Genomic DNA, 26,476 nt, shown 5'->3' with positions numbered 1-26,476 from the left:
GGTCCATCTTGGCAGGGACGTCCCCGTGAAACTGGCAATCCTCTCGCGTGCCCCCCGCACGTACTCCACCCAGCGCCTGCGCACCGCGGCCCTCGACCGCGGCCACGACGTCAAGGTGCTCAACACCCTACGGTTCGCGATCGACCTGTCCGGCCCCGAGCCGGACCTGCAGTTCCGTGGTCGGCCGTTGTCCGACTACGACGCGGTCGTCCCGCGGATCGGCAACTCGATCACGTACTTCGGCACCGCCGTCGTGCGCCAGTTCGAGCAGATGGACGTCTACACCCCCAACACCGCCAACGGGATCGCCAACTCCCGCGACAAGCTGCGCGCCACCCAGATCCTCTCGCGGCACAACATCGGTATGCCGGCCACGACGTTCGTGCGCAACCGCGCCGACGTGAACGCCGCCATCAACCGCGTCGGCGGCGCGCCGGTCGTCATCAAGCTGCTCGAGGGCACGCAGGGCATCGGCGTCATCCTCGCCCCCGAGATCAAGGTCGCCGAGGCGATCATCGAGACGCTCCAGAGCACGCAGCAGAACGTCCTGATCCAGGCGTTCGTCACCGAGAGCCGGGGCCGTGACATCCGCGCGCTGGTCGTCGGCGACCGCGTGGTCGCAGCGATGCGCCGCACGGCGCAGGGTGGGGAGTTCCGGTCCAACGTGCACCGGGGCGGCACGGTCGAGGGCGTCGAGCTGACCCCCGAGTACGAGCAGACCGCGGTGCGCGCGGCCCAGATCATGGGGCTGCGGGTCGCGGGCGTGGACATGCTCGAGGGCAACGAGGGACCGCTGGTGATGGAGGTCAACTCCTCGCCGGGGCTCCAGGGCATCGAGACCGCGACCAAGCTCGACGTCGCCGGCGCGATCATCGACTACGTGTCCAACCAGGTCGCGTTCCCCGAGATCGACGTCCGCCAGCGGCTCACGGTGTCGACGGGGTACGGCGTGGCCGAGCTCGTCGTGCACTCGGCGTCCGACCTGGTCGGACAGCCGCTGCGCGACTCGGGCCTGACCGACCGCGACATCACGGTGCTGACGCTGCACCGCGGCACGCAGGTGGTCCCCAACCCCAAGCCCGGGCAGCGGCTCGAGGCCGAGGACCGGCTGCTGTGCTTCGGCAAGCTCGAGGAGATGCGCTCGATGATCCCCGAGCGCCGCCGCCGCCGGGCCAAGGTGCGCAAGCTGCCCAAGCAGCCCATCCACGAGGGCTGACCCGCACCGGCGCCTAGGGTGGCGTGCGTGAGCCGCCTCATCCACCTCAACGGGCCACCCGGCATCGGCAAGTCCACCCTCGCGCGCCGGTACGCCGACGAGCACCCCGGAGTGCTCAACTGCGACGTCGACGTGCTCAGGACGCTCGTCGGGGGGTGGCGGACGGACTTCGACGCGGCCGGTGCCCTCATCCGTCCGGCTGCCCTCGCGATGATCGGGGCGTACCTGCGTCACGGCCACGACGTCGTGTTCCCACAGCTCCTCGTGGACCCCACCGAGCTCGGACGCTTCGAGCAGGCGGCGACAGACGCCGGGGCCCAGTTCGTCGAGCGGGCGCTCATGGACACCCGGAGCGCGTCGGTGGCCCGCTTCCACCGTCGAGGTGTGCGCGAGCCGGACGACCCCTGGCACGACCACATCCGGGCCATCGTCACCTCCTTGGGCGGTGACGCACTGCTCGAGCGCACCCACACGGCCCTCGAACGAGCGGTCGCCGACCGCCCCGACGCCGTCGTCGTCCCGAGCACGGAGGGCGACGTCGAGGGCACCTACCGTGCCCTGCTGATGACGCTGCGCTGACGGCACGGCTCAGGACGCACCCACGACCGGTCCGTGTATTCCGCTGACCAGGCCGGATGCCCTAGCCTGCGCTCGAGCCGCGCCGCGGCCCAGGGACGTCAGGGGGCAGGATGGGGACGATGCGGCGTGTGGCGTGGCTGGTCGCTGCGGCGGTGGCTGCGGTGGGGGTGGTGGTCTCCCCGGCGGAGGCGGCGGGTCCGCCCCAGCTCCTGAGCCTCTCGGTGTCCGCCCGGGACGTGGCGGCACCGGGGCAGACCACGATCTCCTACACCGCCAGCTCCGACGCCCCGATCCTCTCGGCAACCGCCTTCTACATCTCACCGGACGGCCTCGTCCACCGCGCCGACCTCAGCCCCGGCGCCACGGGGTCCGGGACGCTGCAGGTGCCCGACGGTGTCGAGAACGGGACGTGGAACGTCGCCCGGGTGATCCTGAAGACCAGCTCGACCACGGCGAGCCAATCCGTCACCTGTTCCTCGCCAGCCGTCGCCTCGACCTCTGGGTGCACCGCCCTCATGGACTTCCGAGACCAGTCGTTGACGGTCTCGGGTTCGACACCCGACCATGCCGCGCCCCTGGTCTCATCGGTTGCCGTCACCCCTGGCTCGGTCCAGCCGGGGGACCCGGTGACGGTCTCCTGGACTGACGACGAGGTCCACGCCGTGGACTCGGTGGTCTTCGTCTTCCAGAACCTCGACCCCCACGCCCAGTCCGACGGCGTGGTCCTCCGGTCCGTGGCGGGCACCGACCTGTCCGGCCGACGGCTCACCCTCCCCCTGAAGCCGTTCGCGTACAACGGCGTGTACCAGCTGGTGGCCCTCGACATCACCGACAACCTCGGCAACGACGCGTCCTACCTGTCCGACGGGACGACTCGGTTGACGGGAGGCGCGGTGAGCCCCACGTCGCACCCGCTGGACTTCCCGACCATCTCGTTCACCGTCACCGGCTCGGGACAAGGGCTGAACCCGCCGCAGCTCACCGCCTTGCACGTCACCGCTCCGGCGGCGCCGACCTTCGGCCCGATAGAGGTGGACTTCAGCACGGCCGCCAACGGGTCTCCGCTGGTGGGGGTGACGGTCACCTACGTGGGGCAGGACGGAACGGCGACAGGCGGCCAGGCGGGGGGCGTGGCATCCGGCACCGTGGCGGTGGGCCACGGCTTCGGCACGTCCCGGCTGACCGAGGTGCGCCTGCAGGACGCGCGGGGGGACATCCTGCTCTACTGTCGCGACGGCACCACGTACAACCCGATCACGGGTGAGGTGGGCTCGCACGCGTTCAACCTGCCGCAGTACGACGTGACCGTGGTGCCCTCGGCACCGAGGCTGCTCGAGGTCCGGCCGGGACCGGGAACCGCGACGGTCCGGTGGACGGTCGACCCGGCGGAGGTCGCGGCAGGTGTCACCCAGACGCGGCTCGTCGTCAACCCGGGCGGACGCACCATCCTGGTCCCCAACTCGGGCGCCCAGCCCGAGCAGCGGTACACCGTCAGCGGCCTGCACAACGCGACCACCTACAGCCTCTCGGTGGCGGCGATGGGACCGCCCGGCGTGCCCAGCCGGGAGGTCCACGCATCCGTGACTCCCCTGATGTCCGACCACGTGTTCAGCCCCGGGGACGTCAACCGGGACGGTCGCGACGACCTCCTGGCATACGAGCAGTCCGAGAACACGTCACTGTGGCTCTACCGCCGCCAGGGCGTGGCCTACGACAGCCGCGCCTGGTACGAGAGCGCGCCGTCGTCACTGCGCGCGGACCCCGCGGGCGACGTGAACCGGGACGGCATCGGCGACGCGTTCGTCGTCGACGGCACCGGCACGTTGGAGCTGCGCGAGGGCGACGGGCACGGCTCGTTCTGGGTCGAGCGGTACGGGCAGGGCTGGGACACCATGCGATTCCTCGCGGGTGGCTTCGACTTCACCGGTGACCGGGTGCCGGACCTCTTCGCGGTCACCCCCGCCGGTGCCCTCTACCTGTATCCCGTGCAGCTGCAACCCGCCGGCCCGCGGATCCCTGCGCGGACCTACGTCGGCAGCGGCTGGGACACGATGCAGACGGTGTTCGCGCCCGGCGACTTCGACGGGGACCACAGGGCCGACCTGATGGCGGTCGACTCCGCCGGCACCCTCTGGTTGTTCCGCGGGAACGGCCACGGCTCCTTCGCCCCCAAGGTGCGGGCCGGGACCGGGTGGGGCGGTTTCGCGGCCGTGTTCGCGCTCAGGGACTTCGCCGGCACCGGACACGCCGACATCGCCGCCATCGACTCGTCCGGGAACCTCTGGCGCTACGCCGGCACCGGCACCGGCCACTTCACGACCGGGAGAACACTGGTCGGCACCCACTGGGGCGTGTACCTCTGACCCTGACTCCCCCAGCCCATCGTTTGCCCCCAGACGATCCCGCGCCCAGCCCCGGGGCTCCGGACGCTGCCCACCCGAGTCCCAACGGATCCCCTGCCCATGCCGGCGCCGTGGGCGAGGACGCGTCAGGCTGGCTGCAGCGAACGCGCCAGCAGCGAGTACCCGAGCCACTCGGGCACCTCGCGACGCACCGACACCGGGCCCTCGACCACCACGTCGCCGGAGCGCAGCGCCTGCGGCCAGACCAGCTCGCCGCGCCAGATCCGGGTCAGCGTGCGCAGGCTCGTCTCCAGCGTCGCGGTGACCTCGTGGCCGGGGTCGTAGTCGCACAGGTCGACCTCCCCGTGGGCGACGACCAGCCACCAGTTGGACACCGGCCGGGCCACGTCGTCGAAGGAGATCCGCAGGACCGTCCTGGACCGCGGCCAGCGGTCGACGGGGATCGAGCGGCGGACGTCCCACAGCAGCAGGTGCGGGTCGTAGTCCTCCTCGCCGAGGTCGCCGATCCAGCGAAGTCCCCACTGCCCCAACGTGTTCACGACCGGCTCCAGCTCGCGGCCGCAGTCCGTGAGCTCGTAGACGACCCGCTGCCCCCGCACCGACCGGGCCACGATCCCGGCGCGCTCCAGCGACCGCAGTCGCTTGCTCAGCAGAGCCGGTGACATCTTCGGCACGCCCCGGCGCAGCTCGTTGAAGTGCGTGCTGCCCATGAGCAGCTCGCGTACGACGAGCAGGGTCCACCGCTCGTCGAGCACCTCCATGGCCTTGGCCACCGGGCAGAACTGGCCGTACCCCGTCATCGCGCACACTCCTCGGCTCGTGCCCCCCAGTAGACGCCCGGCGGCGAGCCCCCGGCTAGTACAGATCGAGAACTGCTCCCGGTACACATCCGGCACTGGAGCGGGCCTGGCGCACGGCCGCACGCTGGTCCGGCAAGACGGACCAGCGAGGAGGACACCATGACTGCACAGACCGGCACCGCCGGGACCACCACCACCTCCGCCGACGACACGGCGCTCAAGGCCGCCCACCGCGCCCTGTGGGCGCTCGGCGACTACCCCGCCGTCGCGTCCGAGGTGATCGCCGCGCTCGGCCCCAGGGTCGTCGCCGCCGCGGGGATAGGGCCGGGCCACCGCGTGCTCGACGTCGCGGCCGGCTCGGGCAACGTCGCCATACCGGCCGCCGCAACGGGCGCCGCCGTGACCGCGAGCGACCTGACGCCCGAGCTGCTCGACGCCGGACGCGCCACGGCTCGCGAGGCGGGCGTCGAGCTGACGTGGGAGGTCGGTGACGCCGAGCGCCTGCCGTACGACGACGCGACCTTCGACGCGGTCACCTCGTGCGTCGGCGTGATGTTCGCATCGCACCACCAGCCGGCCGCCGACGAGCTGTTGCGGGTCTGCCGCCCGGGCGGCCGCGTGGCGCTGGTCAGCTGGACGCCCGCGGGGTTCATCGGGCAGATGTTCGCGACGATGCGGCCGTATGCCGCGCCGCCGCCGCCCGGGGCGCAGCCCCCGCCGCTGTGGGGCGACGAGGACCACGTCCGCGGGCTGTTCGGCGACCGGGTCACGGGCCTGGAAGCGGTGCGCGAGGAGCTGCCGGTCGACCGGTTCGCCGACGGCGCCGAGTTCCGTGACTTCTTCAAGGCGTACTACGGCCCGACGATCGCGACCTACCGCCGCATCGCCGACGACCCCGACCAGGTGGCTGCCCTCGACACCGCCCTGGCGGAGCTCGGCGACCGGCACCTCGAGGACGGCGTGATGCCGTGGGAGTACCTGCTCGTGACGGCCACCCGGCGCTGAGGGGCAGCGGGTCAGGCGCGGAGCTTCTCCAGCCTGGCCCGCAGCGCCGCCTCGCGGTGCGCGTTGCCGTGCAGGCCGATGTACCGCTGGCCGAAGACGGCGAGGAGGGCGTCGTCGAGCCGGCGGACGGCGGCCGGCGAGTGCCGGTACCCCATCCGCGCGGTGATGCCCTCGACGTCGATCGACCGCAGCAGCCCCGCCAGCTCGTCGAGCGAGGTGATGCCCAGCTCGAGCAGCAGCCCCGAGATCCACGCGTAGTGGTCGGTCCGCGACCACCTCGCTCCCTGGAACTGGCCGGCGAGGAACGTCGCGAGATCCGCCGCGCTGATCCGCGGGTCGTCCTGACCGGAGGGCACCTGCTGGCCCTCCATGCTCGCTTGGAGCCGGTCGCGGATCTCCGAGAACTCCCGGTCGGCGAGCTCGAGCAGCCCCGCCGCCAGGGTGAACCGGCGGTCGAGGTCCGGCACGTGCTCCTGCGGCACCGTGCCCTTGTAGCGGATGTCGTGCTCGAACTCCGCCCAGGCGTGCTGCAGGATCGTGCGCACCTGCACCGAGGCGGTGCGGCCCTTGAGCCCCTCGTATGCCGGGGGCAGCGCCTTGAGCGGGTCGGGTGCCACGAGCAGGTGCCGGCTGGCGTACCCGAACCGCCCCTGGCGGGCGGTCTCGCGGCCCATGTCGCGGTCGTCGATCACGCTGAACTGGTCGGCGAGGACGTCGGCCACCGCGCTGACGTCACCGCGCAGGTAGGTGACCACCCGGACACCGATCTGGTCGGTGACGTCCGTGAGCGGGTCGGTGTAGACCGGGTGGCCGTCGACCGTGCGGGCCGCCTTGGCCGCGAACGACTCGACGCTCTTGGTGCGGCCGGTCACGCTCAGGTAGTTGATGCCCGCGTCGTCGAGCAGCTCGCGCACCAGCGCGGTGAAGCCCTCGGTGACCGCGAGCAGGCCGGGCCGGAGCGCGGCATACCGCTGGACGGGGTCGTCTCGCTGCTCGTCGCTCACCCGGACAGGCTATTGGCCCGTGCGGCCGTCGATCCGCTCCCGGATCAGGTCGGCGTGCCCGCAGTGCCGCGCGTACTCCTCGATGAGGTGCACGAGCAGCTCGCGCAGGGTGATCGGGTCGCGGGTCGGGTGCAGGCTGACGACGTCGAGGCTCTCCGCCCGGTCGACGAACTGCTCGGCATGGGCCACCTCGCGGCGCCACGCGTCCCACGCCTCGGCAACGACCGCGTCGTCCGCGACCGCTCCGTCGAAGTCGGCGTCGCGGTGCTGGTCCTTGCCCCAGAGGCGCGGGATCTCGTTGCCCTCCATGGTGATCCGGAACCACACCTGCTCGACGTGGGCCAGGTGGCGCAGGAGTCCCAGAAGCGACATGGTCGACGGCTCGACCGACCGGCGCGCCATCTGCTCGGCGTCGAGGCCGTCGCACTTGAGCTCGAACGTCATCCGGAAGTGCCGCAGGTAGTCGACGAGGACACTGCGCTCGTCGGTCGCCGAGCTGCCGGCCGACGCCCTGGGGTCGTCCTCGGGGTCGACCCACAGGTCGGGGAACTTCTTCGCCTCGGAAACCATGCGCGGCATCCTCTCAGCGCAGGCGGGTCGCGAGGAGGGCGGCCAGCCGGTCCATCTGCTGCACGTGCGCGGAGTCGCCGTCGCTCTGGAGCACCGCCGGGCCGTCGCCCGCGGTGATGATGGCCACGGCATACCCACCGACGATGCCCATCTGGCGGGTCTCGGTGTCGGCGCGCAGCCAGCCGCCCTTGAACGAGGAGGCCCCGATCCGGCCGAGCCCCCACCCGTGGGCGGCGATCGGGTGCATCTGGCCGAGCAGGAAGGCACTGGCCTCCGCGGAGACGACCCGGCCGGCGTGCAGGGCGGCCATGAAGCGCAGCTGCTGGCGCAGGGTCCACTGCATCGAGCCCTGCGAGGTGTCGGGCGCGGACGTCGTGGTGTCACCGATGCTGCGCAGGACGCGGTCGATGGCGGGGCCGGGCCGGCCGGGGATCTCGTCCCGGATGGCCACGACGGCGTCGCCGTCGGAGGCGGTGAGTGCGGCCCTGATCCAGCTGCGCTCCCTGGCCGGGATCCGGCTCGGGTCGCCGTCGACGACGGTGTCCAGGTACGCGGCGACGACGAGGACCTTGGACGTCGACCAGGCGCGGGAGCTGGGGACCGATCCCTCGACGTGGACGTCCGAGGGGTTCGAGAGCGGCGCCCAGGCGATCGCGTTGCGGGTGTTGCCGCGCAGGCTGGTCAGGCCGGTCGAGGAGGGCACTGCGGCCGTCGGCCGGGAGCTCGGCCCGGCACTCGGGCCGGCTTCGGGCCTGGTGGTCGTGGCGGTGGTGGAGGTCGTCGCTGGGGTCGCAGTCGTCGTGGTGGGGGAGGTCGCGCTCGTCGTGCCGTCCGGGGTGGTCGGGCTGCTCGACGGGGTGCGGGACGCCCCGTCGGTCGCCTGGGCGCACCCCGTCACGAGGACGAGGACCAGCCCGAGCCAGAGCGTGCGACGCATCCGACGACGATAGACGCCCCGCCCACCCCGCGGGGCCTGCGCGCAAAACGGCAGTTGCGTGCATGAAACGGGACTCCGGGACTGCCGTTTCACGTCAGCAACTGCCGTTTTGGGGGGCCAGCAGGCGGCTGTGGCGTATGCCGGGCGCGCGCCCGGACAGGGGCTGGTGCCTCAGGTCGACTTGAGGGTCCGGGCGAAGAGCGCCTCGAGCTCGGTGAACATGCGCTCGGTCGCGGCCTCGTCGTACATCGACGTGTCCGACATCGAGTAGCCGTGCGCCGCCCCCGGGTAGATCTCGTTGCTCGCGGTGAGGCCCGCGTCGGACAGCGCCGCCCCGAGCTTCTCGACCTGCTCGGGCGGCATCGAGCCGTCGTTGTCGGCGTGCCCGAAGACGTACTCGGCGCGGGCCGTCGCCAGGGACAGGTGCGGGCTGTCCGGGGCGTCGGTCGCCAGGGCGCCGCCGTGGAAGCCGCCGACCGCGGCATACCGCTGGTCCAGGCCGGACGCGCGGATGGCGAGCCGCGCCCCCATGCAGAAGCCGACGGTCCCGAACGGGCCGTCGGGGTCCATGCCCTCGAGCCCGGCCAGGGTGTCGGTCCAGACGCGGATGTCGGCCTCGGCGCGGGGGGCGGTGATCGCCTCGATGCGCGGGCCGGTGTGCGCGAAGAAGGCCTCGCGCGCTCCGGGCTGGCGCAGGTCGGTGGTGGGGCTCGTCTCGGCGGCGGTGCCGCTGCGGTAGAGCACGTTGGGGGCGAGCACGACGTAGCCCCACGAGGCGATCCGGTCGGCCATCTCGGCGATCCGCGGCCGCAGCCCGATCGCGTCGATGAAGAAGAGCACACCGGGGCCGCTGCCGCCCTCGGGGCGGGCGATGTACGCCTCGGCCGGTCCGTCGGGGGCGTCGATCGTGACAAGGTCCATGGGCCGCACGTTAACCCGCGAACCCGGGACGCGCCGATCGGCCTCCGGTCCTGCGGGCCCAGGACCGCAGCCACCGGCGGTGGCGCGCGGCCGGGGTGGCGGGCGAGACGCGACGACGGCCCATGCGGACGCGGGCGGTCAGGCCACCGGTGAGCCGAACCGGGCGACGTGGTGCCACACCTTCTTGAGGTCCTGCGGGTCCTCCCCACCGGCGCGCGCGGCGTCGCCGACCACCGCCGCGTCCAGGACGCCGTCACGGGCCACCCGGCGCCCGACCTCCACGACGCGCGGTCCGCGGAAGTCGGGGTGCCGCTCGAGCTCCTCGACGGTGAGCCGCCGTCCCTCGTGCCACTCGACGGGTGTGCCGAGGGCCTGCGCCTGCGCCTCGGTCGCCGTCCCGCGGTGGGCCGGGTCGAGGACGAGCGCCTCGACGTCGGTCGCGAGCGCCACCGGGCCGTGCACGTGCGCCTCGACGTAGTCGTCGAGGATCCCGCCCTCGCTGAGCTCGACGGCATCCGTGAGCGGCCGGGCGTCGAACTCGTCGGCGAGGCGCAGCAGGTCGAACCGCCGGGCGGTCCCGAAGTCGACCGGCTCGAACACCGAGTCGGGGAAGCAGAACGTCGTCCGGTCCAGCACGTGCTCGGCCAGCCGCAGGTGTGCCGACCCGAACCGCAGCGAGCCGCCGGTGCTCCGGCGCCGGTGGTTGAGCGCGCCGTACCGGGGGCGCTCGGCGGCTGGGGCGTCGTCGTAGGCGTGCCCGAAGATCCGCTGCTCCCACCGCCACCGGTCGCCCCCGGGGTGGGCGGTGAGGCCGCCGTTGCTGGTCCCGGTCTCGAACTGCGACCGGTAGACGCCGTCCCGGGCCAGGTGCTCCAGCACCGTCAGCCCGTGGGAGACCCGGTCGGGGTGGAAGTTCACCGTCACCCGCAGGCTCCGGTCGAGCGGTGGACCCTGCGCGAGACCGTCGACGTGGGCGACCGCCGCCCTGGCCCAGCGGCTCGCCCCGACCGCCCTCACGGCTCCCGAGGCCCCGGCGGGCCAGTCGGTCTCGTCGGTCTCCGGCGCGGAGCGTGCCGCGCTCCGGGGCACGGTCCCGTGCGCCTCCCCCTGCGTCATGGCGGCATTGTGGCGCACCGCCCGGCACGCCGGCGCCCGCTGTGGCACGGTGACCGGGTGAGCACCGACGACCAGCCGCTCTGGGACCTGCTCGGCACGACGAGGCGGGCGGTCCTCGCCACCATCCGCGGCAACGGGCGCCCGCAGCTGTCGAACGTCGGATACCTCTGGGACCCCGCGGCGCGCACCGCGCTCGTGTCGGTCACCGACGACCGGGCCAAGACCCGCAACCTGCACCGCGACCCGCGCGCCAGCCTCATGGTGACGACGCCGGACCTGGGGGCGTATGCCGTGGCCGAGGCCACCGCCGAGCTCGGCCCCGTGGCTGCGGCCCGGGAAGACGGGGCGGTCGACGCCCTGGTGACCCACTACCGCGCCCTCAACGGCGAGCACCCGGACTGGGACGACTTCCGGACCGCCATGGTGCGCGAGCGCCGGCTGCTCGTGACCCTGCGCGTGGAGCGCGTGTACGGCTGGGCGCCGTCCGGCGGCTGACGTGCGACACGACACAATGCCCGGATGACCGACGCCGGTGCCGACGAGGCACGACAGCTCCTCCTCGCGAACGTCGACCGCGCGGTCACCGGGCCGCTGGAGGACCCGGCGTTGTTCGCGGCGGTGGTCGGCGTCGAGCGCCTCGTCGTCGCGACGGGCTCGACCGACCCCGAGGTGCTCCGCGCGGCGCTGGAGGGCCGGCTGCCGGGCCACCCCCACGGCTCGGACGTCGCGAGCCTCGTCGCCGAGGGCGAGCGGCACGTGGCCGCCGGGCTCGTGCGCCGGGCCGGCCGCCACGGGGTCGACGCCGCCCTCGTGAACCCCGACGCCGGCGCGTACGAGGTGACGACGGACGCCACGCTCGTGCGGGCCGCGGTGCGGGCGGCGCAGCGGTCGCTCGACGCGATGCCGTACTACGGGCTGCGCTACGGCGAGCGCGGGTCGCGCTTCGCCAGCACCGACTCGGCCTGGCTCATCTCCCTCGCCCACCTCGGCGAGGAGCGGGCCACGCGCCAGGTCGCCTGGCTCTGCCGGGTGCTCGCCGGCCGCGGCATGCCGTCCTGGCTCATGGAGCTGCACCTCGACGAGCTCGTGGCCGAGGTCCGGGCGGTCTCGGGCGAAGGGGCCGTGGGCGCGCTGCCGGCCGCGGCCGAGGCCGTGGCCACCGCCCGGCGCCGGCACGTCGACGACGACCTCCTGGCCCTGGCCGACGGCTGGGCCGACGACTCCATGGGGGACGAGCTCCCCGTGCCGCGCACCGGGGCCCTCCTCGCCGCGGCCACCGCGGACGTGCTGTCCGGGGTGACCCCGGACGACCACGTCCTGGTCGACTGGCTCACCGACCCCGCCCGCGTGCGCCCCGAGGTGGCCGACACCGTGCACTGGGTGCGCCGACAGGTCCGAGACTCCGCCCGCTGACGTCACCGGCCGCCGCGTGCCGGCCCCGGTCCCGGGTGGGCCTGCCCGGCGGGGCGGACAGGGGCGGCGCCGTGGTTCGGCGCCGCCCCCGTCCCACCCGGTCCGGTGGAGGTGTCACGGACCGGGAGCCCTGGCGGGCACGGGTGGTCCCTCCGGTCAGCGACCGTCCTCGGTCCGCAGGTAGGCACCCGGGACGTCGTTCGGTGCGTACACCTTCGAGTCACCCGGGTACGGCACCGCGAAGCCGTGCGCCTGGTACCAGGTGAAGCGGTTCATCTGCTCCGGGCCGGCCGAGTCCGGGACCGCGTTGGGGCCGCTGAAGGCCTGGGCCGCGCGCCAGTGCTCCCACTGCGCAGCCACGCCCTTCATCGACGGTGCGACGGCGGTGGCGCCGGGCTGGGCCGACGGCGCGGCGGTTGCCGCTCCTGCCGGGGCGTCGACCCCGCACGCGGGCGCCGGGGTGACGCCCTCGGTGAGCGGGATCCGGTTGGCCACCTGGGTGAAGGGCGTGAGGTCCGGCTTGTCCTGGAAGGCGTCGAACATCGGCGTCGCCGCGGCCAGCTTCTGGTTCAGCGGCTGCGCGCCGAGGATCTGCTGGATCGTCCGCACCATGTTGATCTGCGAGTAGTAGGTGTGCACGACCTTGCCGTGGGCGGCATACGGGCTGATCACCTGCACCGGGGCGCGGTGGCCGTCCACGTGGTCCGCACCGTCCTGGCTGTCGTCCTCGACCACGAAGATCGCCGAGTCCTTCCACCACCTGCTGTGCGAGATCTCGTCGACGACGCGACCGACGGCGAGGTCCCCGTCGGCCACCTGCGCGCGGGCGTCCGGCGCACCACCGGTGTGGTCGCTGGAGAGCCACAGCATGTTGAAGTCCGCCGGGCCCTTCTTCTCGAAGTCCTGCTTCCAGACCTGGTACCGGTAGGTGTCGGGGATGTTGACGTCGAACTTCGGGTAGTCGTGCACGGTGATCGCGTTGAGCGACGGGATGGGCGACTCGGTGTCGGACTTCACGCTCGGGTCGGTGAGGGTGCTGGGGTCGGCCCCGCCCTCCACGGCCTTGGTGGTGCAGTAGTACTGCTGCCACGTGGCGCCCGCCGGCTTGGTGAGGAACTGCGTGAACTCGCCGTAGTTGAGGGCGCTGTGGTGGGCCGACTCGACCGAGGTCCACAGGAAGCCGGACCGCTGGTGGCCCAGGACGTCGTCCTCGGTGTCGTAGCTGCGGACGTACTCGCCCGCGCTGGACTCGGTGTACTCCGGGTCGTCGCCCTGCATCAGCCAGTTGTGGCCCTCGGCCGAGTTGGTCCCGATGTCGTACACGTTGTCGTACAGGCCGAACTGCTTCGCGAGCGCGTGCTGGTTCGGCGTGACGTCCTTGCCGAACTGGGCGAGCGAGGCGTCGCCGTTGCCGCGGGTGTCGTCGCCGTAGACCTGGTCGTAGGTCCGGTTCTCCTTGACCAGCACGAACACGTGCTTGATGGTCGACGGGTCGCCGATCCGCCGCGGCACCGGCACGGCCGCGACGCGTGACCCCTGGGCCTGCTGGACGTCGTGGTTGCCCCAGGCGTTCTGGTGGAACACCTCGGCGGTGTACCGGCCCAGGCTGGAGTCCGCCGGCATGGTGAAGCTGGTGAGGGACGCGGTGGTGCTGTGCGTGTCGTGCCCGCTCACGACCGGGACGCCGTAGCCCTTGTCGGTCGTGATGGCCGGGCCCCGCGCGTCGATGCCGCGGGTGTTGGTCACGACGACCTGGTCGCCGACCGTGGCGACGTCCTCGGGGTAGTAGTCGGTCGGCAGCAGGCCGCGGTAGGCCACCGGGTCCTGCGGGTCGCCCGACCAGCTGTAGACGGCGAGGGCGTTGGCCCGGCCGAGGCTCACGAGCAGCCGGCCGGACTTCGTGAGGGCGATCCCGGTGGGGGCGTACCCGACCGAGGACCCGCTGTACGGTTGGGTGGCGATGGTCTGCACGACGGCGCCCTTGCGGGTGTCGACGACGGAGACCGTGTCGCTGCCGGTGTTGGCCACGAACAGGGCCGACCCCGCGGCATACAGCGCGGTCGGGTGCAGGCCCACGGCGATCGAGCCGACGGGCGCCGACGCGCTGGACGGGTCGATGACGCTGAGGGTGCCCGTGGTGGAGGTCCCGAGGTAGGTGTCGGCGGGGACGTCGGTGCCGTAGGAGTTCATCGTGGGCTCGCCGGGCTGGGCGGGACGGCCGCCCTCGTTGCTCACGTAGAGCCGGCCACCGACCAGGTGCAGGGCCCTTGGGGCGGTGCCGACCTTCCAGGTCTGCCGGACGACCCCGGTCGCGGGGTCGAGGGCGAGCACGGAGTTCTGCCCGTTCGCCGCGACCCACAGGGTCGAGCCGTCCGGGGAGTAGAGCGAGCCGGCGGGCAGCGCCGAGTTGCCGGCCACCTGCGGCAGGGCGAAGCGCGTGGCCGCGCCGAGCGTCCCGTCGGGGTTGACGGGGAAGCGGGTCATGGCGTCGCGCTGCGGCAGCCAGAGGAACTTGCCGTCGGGCGAGTACGTCGGGCCCTCCTGGCCCACCGTGCCGTCGGACAGCACCTGGTCGACGCCCTTGGCCTTGCCGACGCGGTAGACGAGCTTGCGCGTGGTCAGGTCGAACACCTGCAGGGCCACGCCCTTGTCCATGCTGCTGGCGGCGAGGAACCGGTGGTCGGGGCTCAGGGTCGAGCCCATGAACTTGCCGTACTCGGTCATGACGCGGTCACCGATCGGCTTGATGACCTGGTTGTCGGAGACCTGGAGCCCGTCGGCGTACTGCGTGCCCACGGTACGGGTGCCGAAGACGCCGGTGTCGGCGTGGGCGATCGCGCCGCCGACCACGGTGAGCACCGCGGTGCCGGCGACGGCGAACCGCAGCCGGCGGCTCCCCCGCCCGGGGCGGGCGGAGGGTGCGCCGGCGGGGTGCCGGCGCTGTCGAGTGACCTGCATGATCATCCTTTCGAGGGGGGTGGAGCCATGAGGTCGACGAGGCCGTCGACCTGCCAGAGGGGGTTGGCCTGGTCCCCGTAGGGGGTGCGGACGGCGAAGTAGCCGTTGACCTCCTTGGGGCCGTCGCCGTCCGCGACGAACCGCCCGTCGGCCGCGACGTCGAGCTGGTAGACGGCCGAGCCGACTGCCTGCGCACCGGGGAGGTGCCAGGTCACGATGCAGCGCCAGTCGTTGCCCGGTCCCTGCGCGGCATACCGGCCCCCGGCGCGGTCGCACGTCGCGCGGGTGGCCAGCTGCTGCTCGGTCACGGGCGGCCGGTGGAGCTCGTCGGTCTGCAGCCGGTAGAGGTGGGCGAAGGACGTGGCCACGGCGCGCTCGACCTGCGCCTGCTCGACCCCCGAGCCGCGGGCGGGCGTCGCGACGGCGACGACGACGGTGGAGGCAGCGAGGAGGCCGGCGAGGGGTGCCACGCCCAGCAGGACCGCGCGGCGACCGGTGCCGTCGTCGGTCGGGTTCGCGAAGTCGCGCCGGACGAACAGGAGGTATGCCGCGGCGGTCGCCACGGCCGTCCACGCCAGCGCCGTGAGCAGGCCGGCGACCAGCGGCCCGGTCTGCGTCGGCGCCGTGAACAGGCCGCGCCACGCCAGCAGCACCTGGCTGGGAAGGGCGAGCCGCACGACGGCCGGCAGGGGGAAGAGCTGGGCCCCTTGGAGCGCGACGGCGAGGAGGGCGGGAGCCGCCAGGCCCATCGGCGAGCGCCCGAGGGCGACCGACCCGAGGAGGCCGACCGCGGCATACACGAGGGCGCCGAGCAGGGCACAGCCCCAGGCGAGCAGGACGAGCAGCGCGGCGCGACCGGCCGGCACCGGCTGGCCCGACAGCCCGACGAGGGTGCGACCGGCACCGGCGAGCAGCCCGCCGGCGATGCTCGACGACGTCAGCCCCACGACCATGAGGACCACGACCGCGACCGCCGACAGCGCCTTGGCCGCGAAGATGGTCCGGGCCGAGCGGACGACGAGGAGCAGGTGTCGCCAGGTGCCGAGCCTGTCCTCCGCCGCGAACGTGTCGCCCGCCACGAGCGCGGTCAGCAGGGGCAGCGCCCACGTGCAGCAGAAGCCCAGCACGACCAGTGACCCTGCCCACCCGCTCGCGTGCATCCACCGCCCGAACACCGTGTCGGCGGGCAGCTGGGTCTGCCGGCCGACCGCCAGGACGAAGACGGCGGGCACGATCCAGCAGGCCGCGAGCGCGCCCCGCACCCGCCACTGGGCGAGGAGCTTGACCAGCTCGAACCGCAGCGCGTGGCCCAGTGGTGCGGGTCCTGCAGGTGGACGCGCTGCGGACGACCCGTCATCCGGTGGCGGGCCGGCGGCTGCCGCCTGCGAGGGCCCGCGGGCGGCGACCGCGGGCCAGGCGGCTTCGGGCCGCACAGGTCCCCGGCGCACCTCGGGCGGCGTGGCGACGGAGGCGTCGGTGGTCCTCACTCAGGCCACCTCCCCAGGTCGCGGCTCGCCCTCGGTCAGGGCGAGGAAGGCCGCCTCGAGCGGAGGGGTGACCGGCGTCAGCTCGCGGATCGCGATGCCGGCCCGGACCAGCCTGGCCACGAGCTCGTCCATGACCGCCTCGGACGCGCCCACGACGAGCTCGCCGGGACGCGGACGCTGGCCGGCGACATCGGCCGCGACCCACAGGCCGCGGACCTCGAGGGCGAGACTCCGGGCGGCCTTCGCGTCGGAGGTGACGAGCCGGTGCTCGAGCCACTCGGTGCCCGGGGTGAGCGCGGCCACCGGCCCGGTGAAGACGACCCGGCCCGCCGACAGGATGCTGACCTCGTCGCACAGCGCCGCGAGGTCTCCCATCTGGTGGCTCGACACGACGACGGTCGCCCCATGCTCGGCGAGGCGGGTGAGGATGCGCTGGATGCCGCGGCGACCGGCCGGGTCGAGGCCGTTGGTAGGCTCGTCGAGGACGAGCAGTCGGGGCCGGCCGAGCAGCGCGGCGGCGAGCCCGAGCCGTTGCCGCATCCCGAGGGAGAACCCGCGCAACCGGTCGTCGGCCACGTCGGTGAGCCCCACCTCGGCGAGGACGCGGTCGACCTCGGCGGCGGGAACGGCGGCGGGACCGGCGCCGCGCAGCGCGGCGACCGCGGTGAGGTTCTGGCGTGCGGTGAGGGAGGGGTAGAGGGACGGGGCGTCCACGAAGCCGGTCACCCCGGCCGGCACCCCCAGGGCCCGGGACACCGGGACGCCGAGCACCTCGAGCTCACCGCGGTCGGGGACCGACAGCCCGAGCAGCGACCCGAGCAGGGTGGTCTTGCCGGCTCCGTTGGGTCCGACGAGCCCGTGGATCCCGCCCTCCGAGATGTCGAGGTCCACCCCGTCGAGGGCCACGACGTCGCCGTAGGTGGTCGTCATCCCGCGTGCGCGGACCGCGTGCGCGGTCACCGGAAAGCCTTCTGCCTCATCACCTCGGCGACGTTAGGGAGCACCCCCGGCACCCGGGCATCACCGAGGAGAACGGCCGGCAAACGTTGGGTCAGGAGGTGTTAACCGGCTGGGACAAGGCCAAGAGGCACCGACGACCTCGGGGCGAGGACTACCCGCGGCTCCGGTTCGGTGACGACCAGCGGGCCCGGCGCAGTCGCTCGATGCCGTCGAGGAGCAGGTCGAGGGCGAAGTCGAACTCGAAGTCCTCGTCGCAGCTCGTGGCCTCGGGCCGCCGCGCCCGCGCATCGGTCGCGATGGCCACGATGGTCGGGTAGTCCGCCGGGTCCGGCTCGGCCCCCCGACCCCGGCGGGCACGTGCCGAGGACCCGCTCGCCTCCGGCGCTCCCGTGAACAGCTCGGGGCTGAACCCCCAGATCCGGTTGCCCAGCAGGTGCATGACGTGGTGCGTCTGGTCCGGCGTGAAGCCGCCGGCGTGGAAGACCGCGCTGACCCGCTCCATGTGGCCGAGCACGGCCGGCGTGCGCACCGTCCTGGACTCGATCGCCCGGCGCGCCCAGGGGTGGGCCTGCACCACCCGGCGGGCTCCGTGCAGCGCCTCCCGGACGCCGTCGCGCCACTGCGTCGCCGCGGCCGGTGGCGGCACGGCCATGTCCTCGACGAGGACGTCGACCATCCCGGCGAGGAGGTCGTCCTTGTCCGTCACGTGCTTGTACAGCGCCATGGGCACGACCTCGAGCACCTCGGCCAGCCGCCGCATCGTCACGGCATCGAGGCCCTCGGCGTCCGCGAGCTCGACCGCGGCACGCAGGACCTTGGTGCGGGACAGGGACTCCCGGCCGGCACGCGGCATACGGCCCTCCAGGGGTGGTGTCGACGGGGCTTCGGAGTTGACAGGGCTCGGGGTCGAGGGGCTCGGGGTTGACGCGGTGTACAGCGTACACCTACGGTTCCCTCCATCGAGGTGTACGCCGTACACCTCCGATTCGACCTGGAGGAACCATGACCGCACCCCGCCGGCTCGCCCTCGGCGCCGCAGCGCTGTACCTCGTCACCTGGGTGACCTCGGTCGCCGCCGTGCCGCTCTACGGAGGCTCGGCGTTCGACGCCGGCGCTGGCCTCGCCGGGCGGGGATCCGTGCTGACCGCCGGGCTGCTCGAGGTCGTCCTGGCCCTCGCCGTCGTGGGGACCGCGCTCGCCCTGTACCCGCTGCTGAGCCCGCACGGGCCCGGCGCCGCGTTGGGGTATGCCGTGCTGCGCACCCTCGAGGCGACGGTCATCCTCGCGGGGGTGGTCGCCATCCTCCCCGCGGTGGCCAGACCCGCCTCGACGGCCCCGCCCGCGCTGGACCCGGGCGTCGTGGCCGGGCTGCACCTCGTGCACGACTGGACGTTCCTGGTCGGCCCGGGACTGGTCAACCCCGTCAACGCGGTCGTGCTCGCGGTCCTGCTCCTGCGCCGCCGGCTCGTGCCGCGGTTCGTGCCACTGCTCGGCATCGTGGGCGCCGTCCTCGTCGCGGCGATGAACATCGGGGTGATGTTCGGGGTCACGACCCCGCGGCCCGCGCTGGCCGTGCCGCTGTTCGCCTGGGAGATCTGCCTCGCCTCGGTCCTGGCGCTGCGCGGCATCCCGACGGCCGACGGGGGCGAGGCGCGGCGGCCCGAGCGTTCGGCAAGGGCCATCGGGCCCTTCCTTCGCGGCGCCGGCGGTTGAAGACTGGCGGCACGACCAAGGAGGACCGGATGGGCAACCTGGCGACCCCCAACCTGCCGTCCCGCGACTTCGACGCGACGACGGAGTTCTACGCCGAGCTGGGGTTCGAGCCGGCGTACCGCGACGAGGGCTGGCTGATCCTCACGGGCCACGACGTGACGGTCGAGTTCTTCCTGTACCCGGGGCTCGACCCGGCCACGAGCTCGTTCAGCTGCTGCCTGCGCCTCGACGACGTCGACGGCTTCTACGAGACGTGTCGCACGACGGGCATCCCGGAGACCGACCGCGGGTGGCCGCGCCTGCACCCACCGCGGCTGGAGCACTCGGGCGTGCGCATCGGCTACCTCGTGGACCCCGACGGCACGCTGCTCCGCCTCGTCCAGAACCAGTGACCGGGGCGGCAGGGCACACGACCCGGGGCTGCTGCGTCCGGGATGGCCGTCGCGGTCCGCGGTACGGCGCGGGCCGGAGGACGCGGGACCGCTTCGGTGACACAGTGACCGCGTGACGCAGATCCTCGACGCCGACTACCTCGTGGTGGGCGCGGGCGCCATGGGGATGGCGTTCACCGATGCGCTCGTGGACCACGACGACCGGGCGCGCGTCGTCGTGGTCGACCGGCGACACGGCGTCGGCGGCCACTGGCTGGAGGCCTACCCATTCGTGCGGCTGCACCAGTCCTCCAGCTTCTACGGCGTGGCCTCCACCCAGCTCGGCGGTGGCCGGCTGCAGCAGCGCGGCCCCGAGAAGGGCCTGCAGGAGCGCGCCGCGCAGCCCGAGATCTGCGCCTACTACGCCGGCGTGCTCGAGCGCCTCGTCGACACCGGCAGGGTGGAGCTCCTCCCGAACAGCGAGTACCTCGGTGACCGCACCGTCGTCTCCCACGTCTCCGGCCGGCGCCTCGAGGTCCGCCCCGAGTGCCGCGTGGTCGACGCCCGCTACCTGGCGCCGTCGATCCCGGCCGAGACCCCGCCGCCGTTCGACGTCGCCGACGACGCCCGCGTGGTGCCCGTCAACGCGCTGGCCCGGCTCGAGGACGCACCCAGCCAGTACGTCGTCGTCGGGTCGGGCAAGACCGCGACCGACGCCTGCATCTGGCTGCTGTCACGGGGGGTCGACCCGGGTGCGATCTGCTGGGTGCGGCCCCGCGAACCGTGGATGCTCAACCGGGCCGTCGTCCAGCCCGACCCGGGCACCTACCTCGGCACGTCCGCCGACATCCTGCAGGCGGCCCACGAGGCGGGCTCCCTGGACGACTTCTTCCTCAGGCTCGAGGACACCGGCGTCCTGCTGCGCATCGACCGCGAGGTGCGGCCGACGATGGCCAAGGGTCCGACCCTCGCCACCTGGGAGCTGGAAGAGCTGCGCACCATCGAGGACGTCGTCCGGCGGGGCCACCTGCGATCGGTCGAGCGGGGGCGGCTGGTCCTCGACGACGGCTCGGTCGCCGTGGCCGACGACGCCGTGGTCGTGCACTGCGCCGCCGACGGCCTCAAGAACCCGCCGGTGGTGCCCGTGTGGCGGCCCGAGGCGATCACGCTGCAGCCGGTCCGGACCGGGTTCCCCTGCTTCGGCGCCGCCCTCACCGGCTACGTCGAGGCGACGCGGGAGGACGACGCGGAGAAGAACCGCGTCTGCCGGCCGTCCTTCTTCGGCAACTCGTTGCAGCAGTGGGCCGGCATGAACCACGTCGGTCTGCGGAACACGCTCACCTTCTCCGCCGAGCCCGACATCGCCGAGTGGCAGAGCGGCGTCGCGCTCAACCCGACGCGCGTTCCGCCGGGGTATGCCGGGTCAGCCCTCCTCGACGACGCCCGCCAGCGCTTCGCCGCCCACACCGACCGCGGCCTGGCCGCCCTGGCCCGGCTGTCCGCCTCCACCTGACCTGGGCCCTCCGCCCGATGACTCGTCCTCAGCGTGCGACGACCTCGCCCAGACCGGTCAGGAGGCGCTCGAGGTCGCCGGCATCGGTGTAGGAGGCGAGGCCGATGCGAAGCCCGCCGGTGTCGCCGAGGCCGAGGGCCCGGGACGCCTCGAGCGCGTAGAAGTGGCCGGCGGGCGCGTTGACACCGCGGGCGGCGAGCTGGCGCGAGACGTCCTTGCTGTCGTGGCCCTCGAAGGTCACCAGGATCGTGGGCGTGCGCTCCCCGGCCCGGGAGTGGAGCGTGGCGCCCGGGAGCTCGGCCAGTCGTGGCTCGAGGTCCTCGCGCAGCCGCAGCTCGTGGGCGGCGACCCCCGCGAGGGACGCGGTGAGCCGGTCCCGGCGGGAGCCGTCCCCGGGCACGATGCCCGCGATCACGTCGATGGCGGCGGTGACGCCGGCCATCAGCTCGTAGGGCAGCGTGCCGAGCTCGAACCGTTCGGGCACGGCGTCGGACGACGGCACCAGCTTGTCCGGGTGCAGCGACTCGAGCAGCTCGGGCGCGGCGGCCAGGGCGCCGCAGTGCGGCCCGAAGAACTTGTACGGCGAGCAGGTCACCAGGTCGGCCCCCATCGACACCCGGTCGACGAGCCCGTGCGGCGCGAGGTGGACGGCATCCACGAACAGCAGCGCGCCCCGGTCGTGGGCGAGTGCCGCGATGGCCGGGAGGTCGGGCCTGGTGCCGATCAGGTTCGACGCGGCGGTGACCGCGACCAGCCGGGTGCGGTCCGTGACGACGGCGCCGACGGCGTCGGGGGCCAGCTCGCCGGTCGTCGGGTCGAACTCGGCCCACCGCACCGTCGCCCCGACCCGCTCTGCGGCGAGCACCCACGGCCGGATGTTCGCGTCGTGGTCGAGCCGGCTGACGACGACCTCGTCGCCGGGCCCCCAGTCCTGGGCCAGGGTGCGGGCCAGGTCGAAGGTCAGCGCCGTCATGCTTTGCCCGAACACCACGCCACGCGGGTCGGTGCCCATCAGGTCGCCGAGCGCCTGACGTGCGCCCAGCACGGCCGCCTCGGAGTTCCGCTCGGCCTCCGTCACCTGACCGCGGGTGGACATCGGGCTGGTCAGCTGCCGCGAGATGGCGTCGGCGACGGCCTGCGGGACCTGTGAGCCGCCCGGTCCGTCGAAGTGCGCCGCGCCTCCCTGCAACGCCGGGAACTGCGCCCGCAGCGCCTCGACGTCGAAGGTGGGCGCAGCCTGGGGCTCGGGGGTTCCCTGCATGTCTGGCACTGTTTCACCCATCGACGGTCCGACGGGAGGCGGGATCTGCATGGCGGGTGGTCGGGACGCTCGTGAGCTCTCGCGGCAGCTGGCCGACCAGGCAGCCGCACTCGCGGGCCTGCTCGAGACGGACTCCCCCGATCCGGCCACCGTCGAGGCCGCGCTGGCGGAGGCGGGCTCCACGCTGACGGAGCTCGAGACGAGCGTGGCCCTCGCGAGCGCTGGCACCCGGCCGCAGCCGCTGCCGCCGCTCACCGTGTCGGCACCCGTGCTGGGCGTCGACGCGTGCAAGGCCGGTTGGGTCGGGGCGATCCTCGAGCCCGGCACCCCTCGCCCGCGGATCGCCGTGGCGGCAACCATCGGGGCGCTGGTGGAGACGGTCCGCCGGTCACTGGCGATCCAGGCGGTGGCGATCGACATCCCGATCGGGTTGCCCGACTCGACAACCCGGAGGGCCGATGCCCTGGCACGAAAAGCGTTGCGGGGCAAGGCGTCCTCGGTCTTCACGACGCTGACCCGCGCCGCCTACGGTGAGTCGACCCGGTCCGCCGCCGACCCGGTGAGCCGCGCGCTGACCGGTCAGGGCGTGGGGGCGCAGGCGTTCGGGCTGCGCGCCAAGATCCTCGAGGTCGACGCCTGGGTGCGCAGCCGCCCGACGGTCTGGGTGATCGAGGCGCACCCCGAGCTCTCCTTCGCCACCATGGCCGGCGCTCCGATCACCGCAGGCAAGAAGACGGACGAGGGCCGGGCCGCGCGCCTCGCCGCCCTGCGCGCCGCCGGTCTCGCGTCGCCGTCGGTCCTCTCGGGCAGCGGGTATGCCGCGGACGACGTCCTCGACGCCTGCGCCGCCGCGTGGACAGCGGCCCGGTGGGTGAACGGCGAGGCCCGCCCGCTGCCGGATCCCCCGGAGACCTTCTCGGACGGCATACCGGCGGCCATCTGGGTGTGACTCGGGGGGCACGCCTGACGAGCCGGACGCGGCGCTGCTTGGGTCGCTACATGCACGGTGACAGATCGCGAGGGAGCTGGTGCCGGCCCAGAACCTGAGCCGGCACCAACCTCAGGCAGCCGAGACGAGGACATACCCCTGTCGACGGCAGGCGGCGAGGTTGTCCCGCAACTCCCGCTCGACCTGTGCCATCAGGTCCGGGGATGTGCGACATCCGCACGAGACACCGCCTCCCACCCCGTAGCCCGCCGCCTGTTCGCTAGCGCAGCGCAACTCGGGTGGTACGCCTCGCTGGACGCCCGCGCAGAGCTCGTGACCGGCGCACCACCGACCGACGAGTTTCACGCGACAACGACGTGCATCCATATGAACTTCTCCTTCTGCGGACCCCTTGGGGCCCTCGACAGAGAGGTCCTAGACTTGACCGCGCATCACCGAGGTTCTCTAGGACCTCAGTCGGGGCGGGCGTTGGAGCGCTCGCCCCGGCTTCGTTCCCGACCCGGTTTGGGCCGAGACCCTGGCCCGCCAACCGGTGGACCAGAACTTCTCACTGTGTTGTTGTGCAGCGACACGGAGATGTCACCGCTGACGACAGGAGGTGTCCCCGGTGACACCTCGTGTCACTTATCCACAGGCCATTCGTCGGTCATCAGGCGCGCGAAGAGTAGTGAGTCCCGACGTGCTCCCCGCGCGAGGAGGTGCCCTCGAAGGATGCCTTCCTGCCGCAGGCCCGCCTTCTCCAAGACCCGAACGGAAGCCAGGTTCTGCGGGTCACAGGTCGCGGTGATCCGCTCTAGGCCGAGCGCGTTGAAGCCGAGTTGGAGCAGCAGGGTGGCGACGTCTGTTCCATATCCGCGGCCCCAGTAGTCCGGGTGGAGGGTGTATCCCATCTCTCCGCTTCGGTCTTCGCCGCTGGTGGTCCAGACTGCGGCTGAGCCGATGACCGCGCCCTCGCGGAGGACCGCGAGCATGTACCCGTCATCAGTGGGCTCCGTGTCTGTGGCTTCGCGCAGGAACTGGCGTGTGTCGTCCTCGGTGTTGGGGCCCCATGTCGTGAATCGGCACACGCGAGGGTTCGACGCGAAGGCGTGGACCGCCTCGAAGTCCGTCGATTGAAAGCGCGCGAGGTCAACGCTTTGGCCGCGCGCGATGTTGTCCCAGATGGGGTTGGTCACGACGGTGACCGTATCGCGAGGTGGTCCAGGCCGAACTGGACGAGGCTGGGATCGCGCCAAGCGGCGACGGCCCCGTGGAGACGATCTCGGACAACTTCGACTGGTCCGCCCTCACCAGTGACGAGGGCGAGCGTGGCTGAGCCACCACCGTTCATCATCGACGCTGGACCGGCATTGAACTTCTTGGCCTCGAACAACGAGCGTCTTCTCACGGCCGCTGTCGGTGGGCAACCGGTTCACGCCCCAGCGAGCGTTTCGGAAGGGGTGCTGAGGAAGTCGAGGAAGTGTTCGCAAGTTCGCCGGAGCGGCCGGTCGCCTCGATCTCCAACTGGTATGCGGGCGGCTACTCCTATGACACGACCTACTCTTGGGGTGGGGCGAACAACTTCAAGGACTTTGCGACGACGGGAAGCGGTCGCTGCTCCTACCTGTCTTACATCTCGTACATGAGCACTGCCGATCTTCTCGGGTATGACTACGGCCATGACGGAGCGATCGACCACTGGCAGATGGTCTCGGGATTCAACAGCGGGTACTCCCCGTACACGCAGTTGATGACCCAGCACACCGGCGGCTACTTCAACAAGCCACTGTCTGAGATCCTGACTGCGGGATCGTCGGCGAGCAACGCGTGGCACAGCGCCATGCGGACCTGAAAGGCGGATACGGGCATGAAGTCTCGGCCACTACTTCCGGTCATGGCAGCCATCTGGGTGATCGTCCCCGCCTTGGTGCTGGTCGGCATCTACGTGACAGGGCGGCACCCGGGCACGAAGACAGCGCAGGCCGCGGCACAGGCGTACGCGGCTGGGCTCGCCGCCCAATCGGAGTCGCAGTTGCGGGCGATCGCCGGTTTCTCCACGCCCGATATCGACCATGTCATCGCTGATGACTTGCGCCAACTGCGCGGTCACACCCTCGCGATCACCAAGGTTTCCGTGGCCTCCGACCCGGACTCTCCACCTCGGGCAAGCCTGCAGGGAACACTGGATGGGCGGCCGTTCGCGACGAAGGTGTACCTGTCACAGACGGGCGGGACGGTGCTGGGTTGGAAGGACGGCTGGCATGTGATGTTCAACCCGGTCGGCCCCCTGAACCAGGCCGGATAGAGACACAGGCCGACCGGACACGTTTGCCCGCTCGGCCGTCCCGTCAGCACCACCGGACAGGGTGTGGTGGATGATGAAGAGGATGAAGTGCAGGGCGATGAAGAAGTTGACCTGCGACCTGAACGGAGCCTGCCCCGGTTTCCCGGACAGTTTTGGTGTGGTGATCATGCCGCTGTCAGCGTGACGGTGTGAAGGGCTTCGAACTCGTGCTGGGGACAGGTTGCCCAGGCTGGTGTGGCGGCGGCGGGGGTTGTACCAGCCTTCGATCCACTCGAAGATCGCCGAGGCGAGTTGCACTCGCGTTGACCATGACTGGCGGTCGAGGAGCTCGCGTTGCATGGTCGACCAGAACGACTCGATCAGCGCATTGTCGACGCTGGAGGCGACCCGGCCCATGGAGCCCAGTAGCCCGGCCTGGCGCAGCCCGTGGCCGAAGACCCACGACGTGTAGGTGCTTCCTCGGTCGGAGTGCACGACGGTCCCAGGAGCGGGTCGTCGTTGCCAGCGGGCCATGTCGAGGGCGTCGACGACCAGCTCGGATCGGATGTGGTCGGCGATGGCCCAGCCCACCACCCGGCGGGAGTACGCGTCGATCACGGCGCAGCAGTACACCCACCCGTCGGCCGCACGGTGTTGGGTGACGTCGGTGAACCACACCCGGTCCGGACCGGTGGCCGTGAAGTCCCGCCGCACCAGGTCCTCATGGGTGGCCGGTGCCGGGCGGTGCCGGTGTTTGCGCTGGTGGCAGACCCCGGCGATGCCGGCCGCCCGCATCAGCCTGGCGACCCGTTTGCGGCCACACCGCACTTCCAGACCCAGGGTCAGCTCGGCATGCACCCTCGGTGCGCCGTAGGTGCCGCGGGACTCGGCGTGCACCGCGGTGATCGTGGCGGTCAGCTCCGCGTCAGCCACCGACCGGGCAGAGGGTGACCGCCCCAAGGCGTCGTAATACGTCGAACGCGGCAGGTTCAGCACCCGGCAGGTCACCGCGACGGGAACAGTGTCGGCGGCCAGCTCTTGGACCAGCGGGATCAGTGTTTTGGGAGGACGTTCTCC

General features: G+C 72.5%; 25 protein-coding genes. 12 read left to right on the top strand and 13 right to left on the bottom strand.

Features of this window, described 5'->3' with window-relative positions; all coding sequences use genetic code 11:
• The first annotated feature begins 25 nt into the window (after window positions 1–25).
• The 3 genes from ACFUC1_RS08580 to ACFUC1_RS08570 all read left to right on the top strand — a co-directional run bounded on the left by ACFUC1_RS08580 (window position 26) and on the right by ACFUC1_RS08570 (window position 4,158).
• The gene (locus ACFUC1_RS08580) at window positions 26–1,216 is read left to right on the top strand and encodes a RimK family alpha-L-glutamate ligase (protein ID WP_379118645.1); all 1,191 of its coding nucleotides are present in this window, start codon (window positions 26–28) and stop codon (window positions 1,214–1,216) included.
• A 27-nt stretch (window positions 1,217–1,243) separates the two neighbouring features.
• Window positions 1,244–1,795 carry an AAA family ATPase gene (locus tag ACFUC1_RS08575; protein WP_379118643.1) on the top strand — a complete coding sequence of 184 codons (552 nt, stop codon included), beginning with the start codon at window positions 1,244–1,246 and terminating at the stop codon, window positions 1,793–1,795.
• 119 nt (window positions 1,796–1,914) lie between these two features.
• Complete coding sequence (locus tag ACFUC1_RS08570) at window positions 1,915–4,158, top strand: FG-GAP-like repeat-containing protein (RefSeq protein ID WP_379118641.1); 2,244 nt, start codon at window positions 1,915–1,917, stop codon at window positions 4,156–4,158.
• 125 nt (window positions 4,159–4,283) lie between these two features.
• Here the strand turns inward: ACFUC1_RS08570 and ACFUC1_RS08565 are convergent, their stop codons facing one another.
• A complete protein-coding gene (locus ACFUC1_RS08565) occupies window positions 4,284–4,958 on the bottom strand; it encodes a winged helix-turn-helix transcriptional regulator (protein ID WP_379118639.1) in 675 nt (224 codons plus the stop codon).
• A gap of 159 nt (window positions 4,959–5,117) precedes the next feature.
• On the opposite strand from ACFUC1_RS08565, the gene ACFUC1_RS08560 reads away from it, so the two are divergent.
• Complete coding sequence (locus tag ACFUC1_RS08560; protein WP_379118637.1) at window positions 5,118–5,963, top strand: class I SAM-dependent methyltransferase; 846 nt, start codon at window positions 5,118–5,120, stop codon at window positions 5,961–5,963.
• Window positions 5,964–5,974: 11 nt separating this feature from the next.
• Here ACFUC1_RS08560 and ACFUC1_RS08555 read toward each other — a convergent pair whose 3' ends face one another.
• The 5 genes from ACFUC1_RS08555 to ACFUC1_RS08535 all read right to left on the bottom strand — a co-directional run bounded on the left by ACFUC1_RS08555 (window position 5,975) and on the right by ACFUC1_RS08535 (window position 10,511).
• On the bottom strand, window positions 5,975–6,967 hold the full coding sequence (locus ACFUC1_RS08555; protein ID WP_379118635.1) for a GTP pyrophosphokinase family protein: 993 nt from the start codon (window positions 6,965–6,967) through the stop codon (window positions 5,975–5,977).
• 9 nt (window positions 6,968–6,976) lie between these two features.
• Window positions 6,977–7,537 carry a DinB family protein gene (locus ACFUC1_RS08550; protein WP_379118633.1) on the bottom strand — a complete coding sequence of 187 codons (561 nt, stop codon included), beginning with the start codon at window positions 7,535–7,537 and terminating at the stop codon, window positions 6,977–6,979.
• Window positions 7,538–7,550: 13 nt separating this feature from the next.
• Window positions 7,551–8,474 (bottom strand): hypothetical protein, encoded by a 924-nt coding sequence (locus tag ACFUC1_RS08545; RefSeq protein WP_379118631.1) that lies wholly within the window; start codon window positions 8,472–8,474, stop codon window positions 7,551–7,553.
• 171 nt (window positions 8,475–8,645) lie between these two features.
• A complete protein-coding gene (locus tag ACFUC1_RS08540; RefSeq protein WP_379118629.1) occupies window positions 8,646–9,395 on the bottom strand; it encodes a dienelactone hydrolase family protein in 750 nt (249 codons plus the stop codon).
• 138 nt (window positions 9,396–9,533) lie between these two features.
• Window positions 9,534–10,511 (bottom strand): DUF3626 domain-containing protein, encoded by a 978-nt coding sequence (locus tag ACFUC1_RS08535; RefSeq protein WP_379118627.1) that lies wholly within the window; start codon window positions 10,509–10,511, stop codon window positions 9,534–9,536.
• A gap of 57 nt (window positions 10,512–10,568) precedes the next feature.
• Between ACFUC1_RS08535 and ACFUC1_RS08530 the strand changes: the two genes are divergently transcribed.
• Window positions 10,569–11,006 (top strand): PPOX class F420-dependent oxidoreductase, encoded by a 438-nt coding sequence (locus ACFUC1_RS08530; RefSeq protein ID WP_379118626.1) that lies wholly within the window; start codon window positions 10,569–10,571, stop codon window positions 11,004–11,006.
• Between the two features lie 24 nt (window positions 11,007–11,030).
• Entirely contained in the window at window positions 11,031–11,924 is an 894-nt protein-coding gene (locus ACFUC1_RS08525; RefSeq protein ID WP_379118624.1) for a hypothetical protein, read from the top strand.
• Between the two features lie 156 nt (window positions 11,925–12,080).
• Here the strand turns inward: ACFUC1_RS08525 and ACFUC1_RS08520 are convergent, their stop codons facing one another.
• The 4 genes from ACFUC1_RS08520 to ACFUC1_RS08505 form a co-directional block, all read right to left on the bottom strand.
• Entirely contained in the window at window positions 12,081–14,882 is a 2,802-nt protein-coding gene (locus ACFUC1_RS08520; protein WP_379118622.1) for a bifunctional YncE family protein/alkaline phosphatase family protein, read from the bottom strand.
• A 2-nt stretch (window positions 14,883–14,884) separates the two neighbouring features.
• The gene (locus ACFUC1_RS08515) at window positions 14,885–16,369 is read right to left on the bottom strand and encodes an ABC transporter permease (RefSeq protein WP_379118620.1); all 1,485 of its coding nucleotides are present in this window, start codon (window positions 16,367–16,369) and stop codon (window positions 14,885–14,887) included.
• The gene (locus ACFUC1_RS08510) at window positions 16,370–17,329 is read right to left on the bottom strand and encodes an ABC transporter ATP-binding protein (protein ID WP_379118618.1); all 960 of its coding nucleotides are present in this window, start codon (window positions 17,327–17,329) and stop codon (window positions 16,370–16,372) included.
• Between the two features lie 151 nt (window positions 17,330–17,480).
• On the bottom strand, window positions 17,481–18,182 hold the full coding sequence (locus ACFUC1_RS08505; RefSeq protein WP_379118616.1) for a TetR/AcrR family transcriptional regulator: 702 nt from the start codon (window positions 18,180–18,182) through the stop codon (window positions 17,481–17,483).
• Window positions 18,183–18,331: 149 nt separating this feature from the next.
• On the opposite strand from ACFUC1_RS08505, the gene ACFUC1_RS08500 reads away from it, so the two are divergent.
• From ACFUC1_RS08500 to ACFUC1_RS08490, 3 genes are all read left to right on the top strand, one after another.
• Window positions 18,332–19,042, top strand: a complete 711-nt coding sequence (locus ACFUC1_RS08500) for a DUF4386 domain-containing protein (RefSeq protein ID WP_379118614.1) — start codon at window positions 18,332–18,334, stop codon at window positions 19,040–19,042.
• Between the two features lie 29 nt (window positions 19,043–19,071).
• Window positions 19,072–19,434 (top strand): bleomycin resistance protein, encoded by a 363-nt coding sequence (locus tag ACFUC1_RS08495; protein WP_379118612.1) that lies wholly within the window; start codon window positions 19,072–19,074, stop codon window positions 19,432–19,434.
• A 112-nt stretch (window positions 19,435–19,546) separates the two neighbouring features.
• Window positions 19,547–20,926 carry an NAD(P)-binding protein gene (locus tag ACFUC1_RS08490; protein ID WP_379118610.1) on the top strand — a complete coding sequence of 460 codons (1,380 nt, stop codon included), beginning with the start codon at window positions 19,547–19,549 and terminating at the stop codon, window positions 20,924–20,926.
• Between the two features lie 28 nt (window positions 20,927–20,954).
• On the opposite strand, the gene ACFUC1_RS08485 is transcribed toward ACFUC1_RS08490, so the two are convergent.
• Complete coding sequence (locus ACFUC1_RS08485) at window positions 20,955–22,187, bottom strand: cysteine desulfurase-like protein (protein WP_379118608.1); 1,233 nt, start codon at window positions 22,185–22,187, stop codon at window positions 20,955–20,957.
• Between the two features lie 49 nt (window positions 22,188–22,236).
• Between ACFUC1_RS08485 and ACFUC1_RS08480 the strand changes: the two genes are divergently transcribed.
• Window positions 22,237–23,136 (top strand): DUF429 domain-containing protein, encoded by a 900-nt coding sequence (locus ACFUC1_RS08480; protein WP_379118606.1) that lies wholly within the window; start codon window positions 22,237–22,239, stop codon window positions 23,134–23,136.
• Window positions 23,137–23,756: 620 nt separating this feature from the next.
• Here ACFUC1_RS08480 and ACFUC1_RS08475 read toward each other — a convergent pair.
• Entirely contained in the window at window positions 23,757–24,311 is a 555-nt protein-coding gene (locus ACFUC1_RS08475) for a GNAT family N-acetyltransferase (RefSeq protein ID WP_379118604.1), read from the bottom strand.
• A gap of 284 nt (window positions 24,312–24,595) precedes the next feature.
• On the opposite strand from ACFUC1_RS08475, the gene ACFUC1_RS08470 reads away from it, so the two are divergent.
• Together ACFUC1_RS08470 and ACFUC1_RS08465 are read left to right on the top strand one after the other, a co-directional pair.
• Entirely contained in the window at window positions 24,596–24,967 is a 372-nt protein-coding gene (locus ACFUC1_RS08470; RefSeq protein ID WP_379118602.1) for an amidase domain-containing protein, read from the top strand.
• 42 nt (window positions 24,968–25,009) lie between these two features.
• Window positions 25,010–25,420: a hypothetical protein gene (locus tag ACFUC1_RS08465; RefSeq protein WP_379118600.1), complete on the top strand. Its 411-nt coding sequence runs from the start codon at window positions 25,010–25,012 to the stop codon at window positions 25,418–25,420.
• Here ACFUC1_RS08465 and ACFUC1_RS08460 read toward each other — a convergent pair.
• The coding region (locus ACFUC1_RS08460; protein ID WP_379118598.1) for an IS3 family transposase at window positions 25,334–26,476 on the bottom strand (1,143 nt) is incomplete at its 5' end. The two genes, ACFUC1_RS08465 and ACFUC1_RS08460, sit on opposite strands and share 87 nt — an antisense overlap.

The organism is Pedococcus sp. NPDC057267, from assembly GCF_042668795.1.
Taxonomy (GTDB): domain Bacteria; phylum Actinomycetota; class Actinomycetes; order Actinomycetales; family Dermatophilaceae; genus Pedococcus.
The sequence above is the reverse complement of the archived record's forward strand: the minus strand, read 5'-3'. Positions and strand labels throughout refer to the sequence as shown.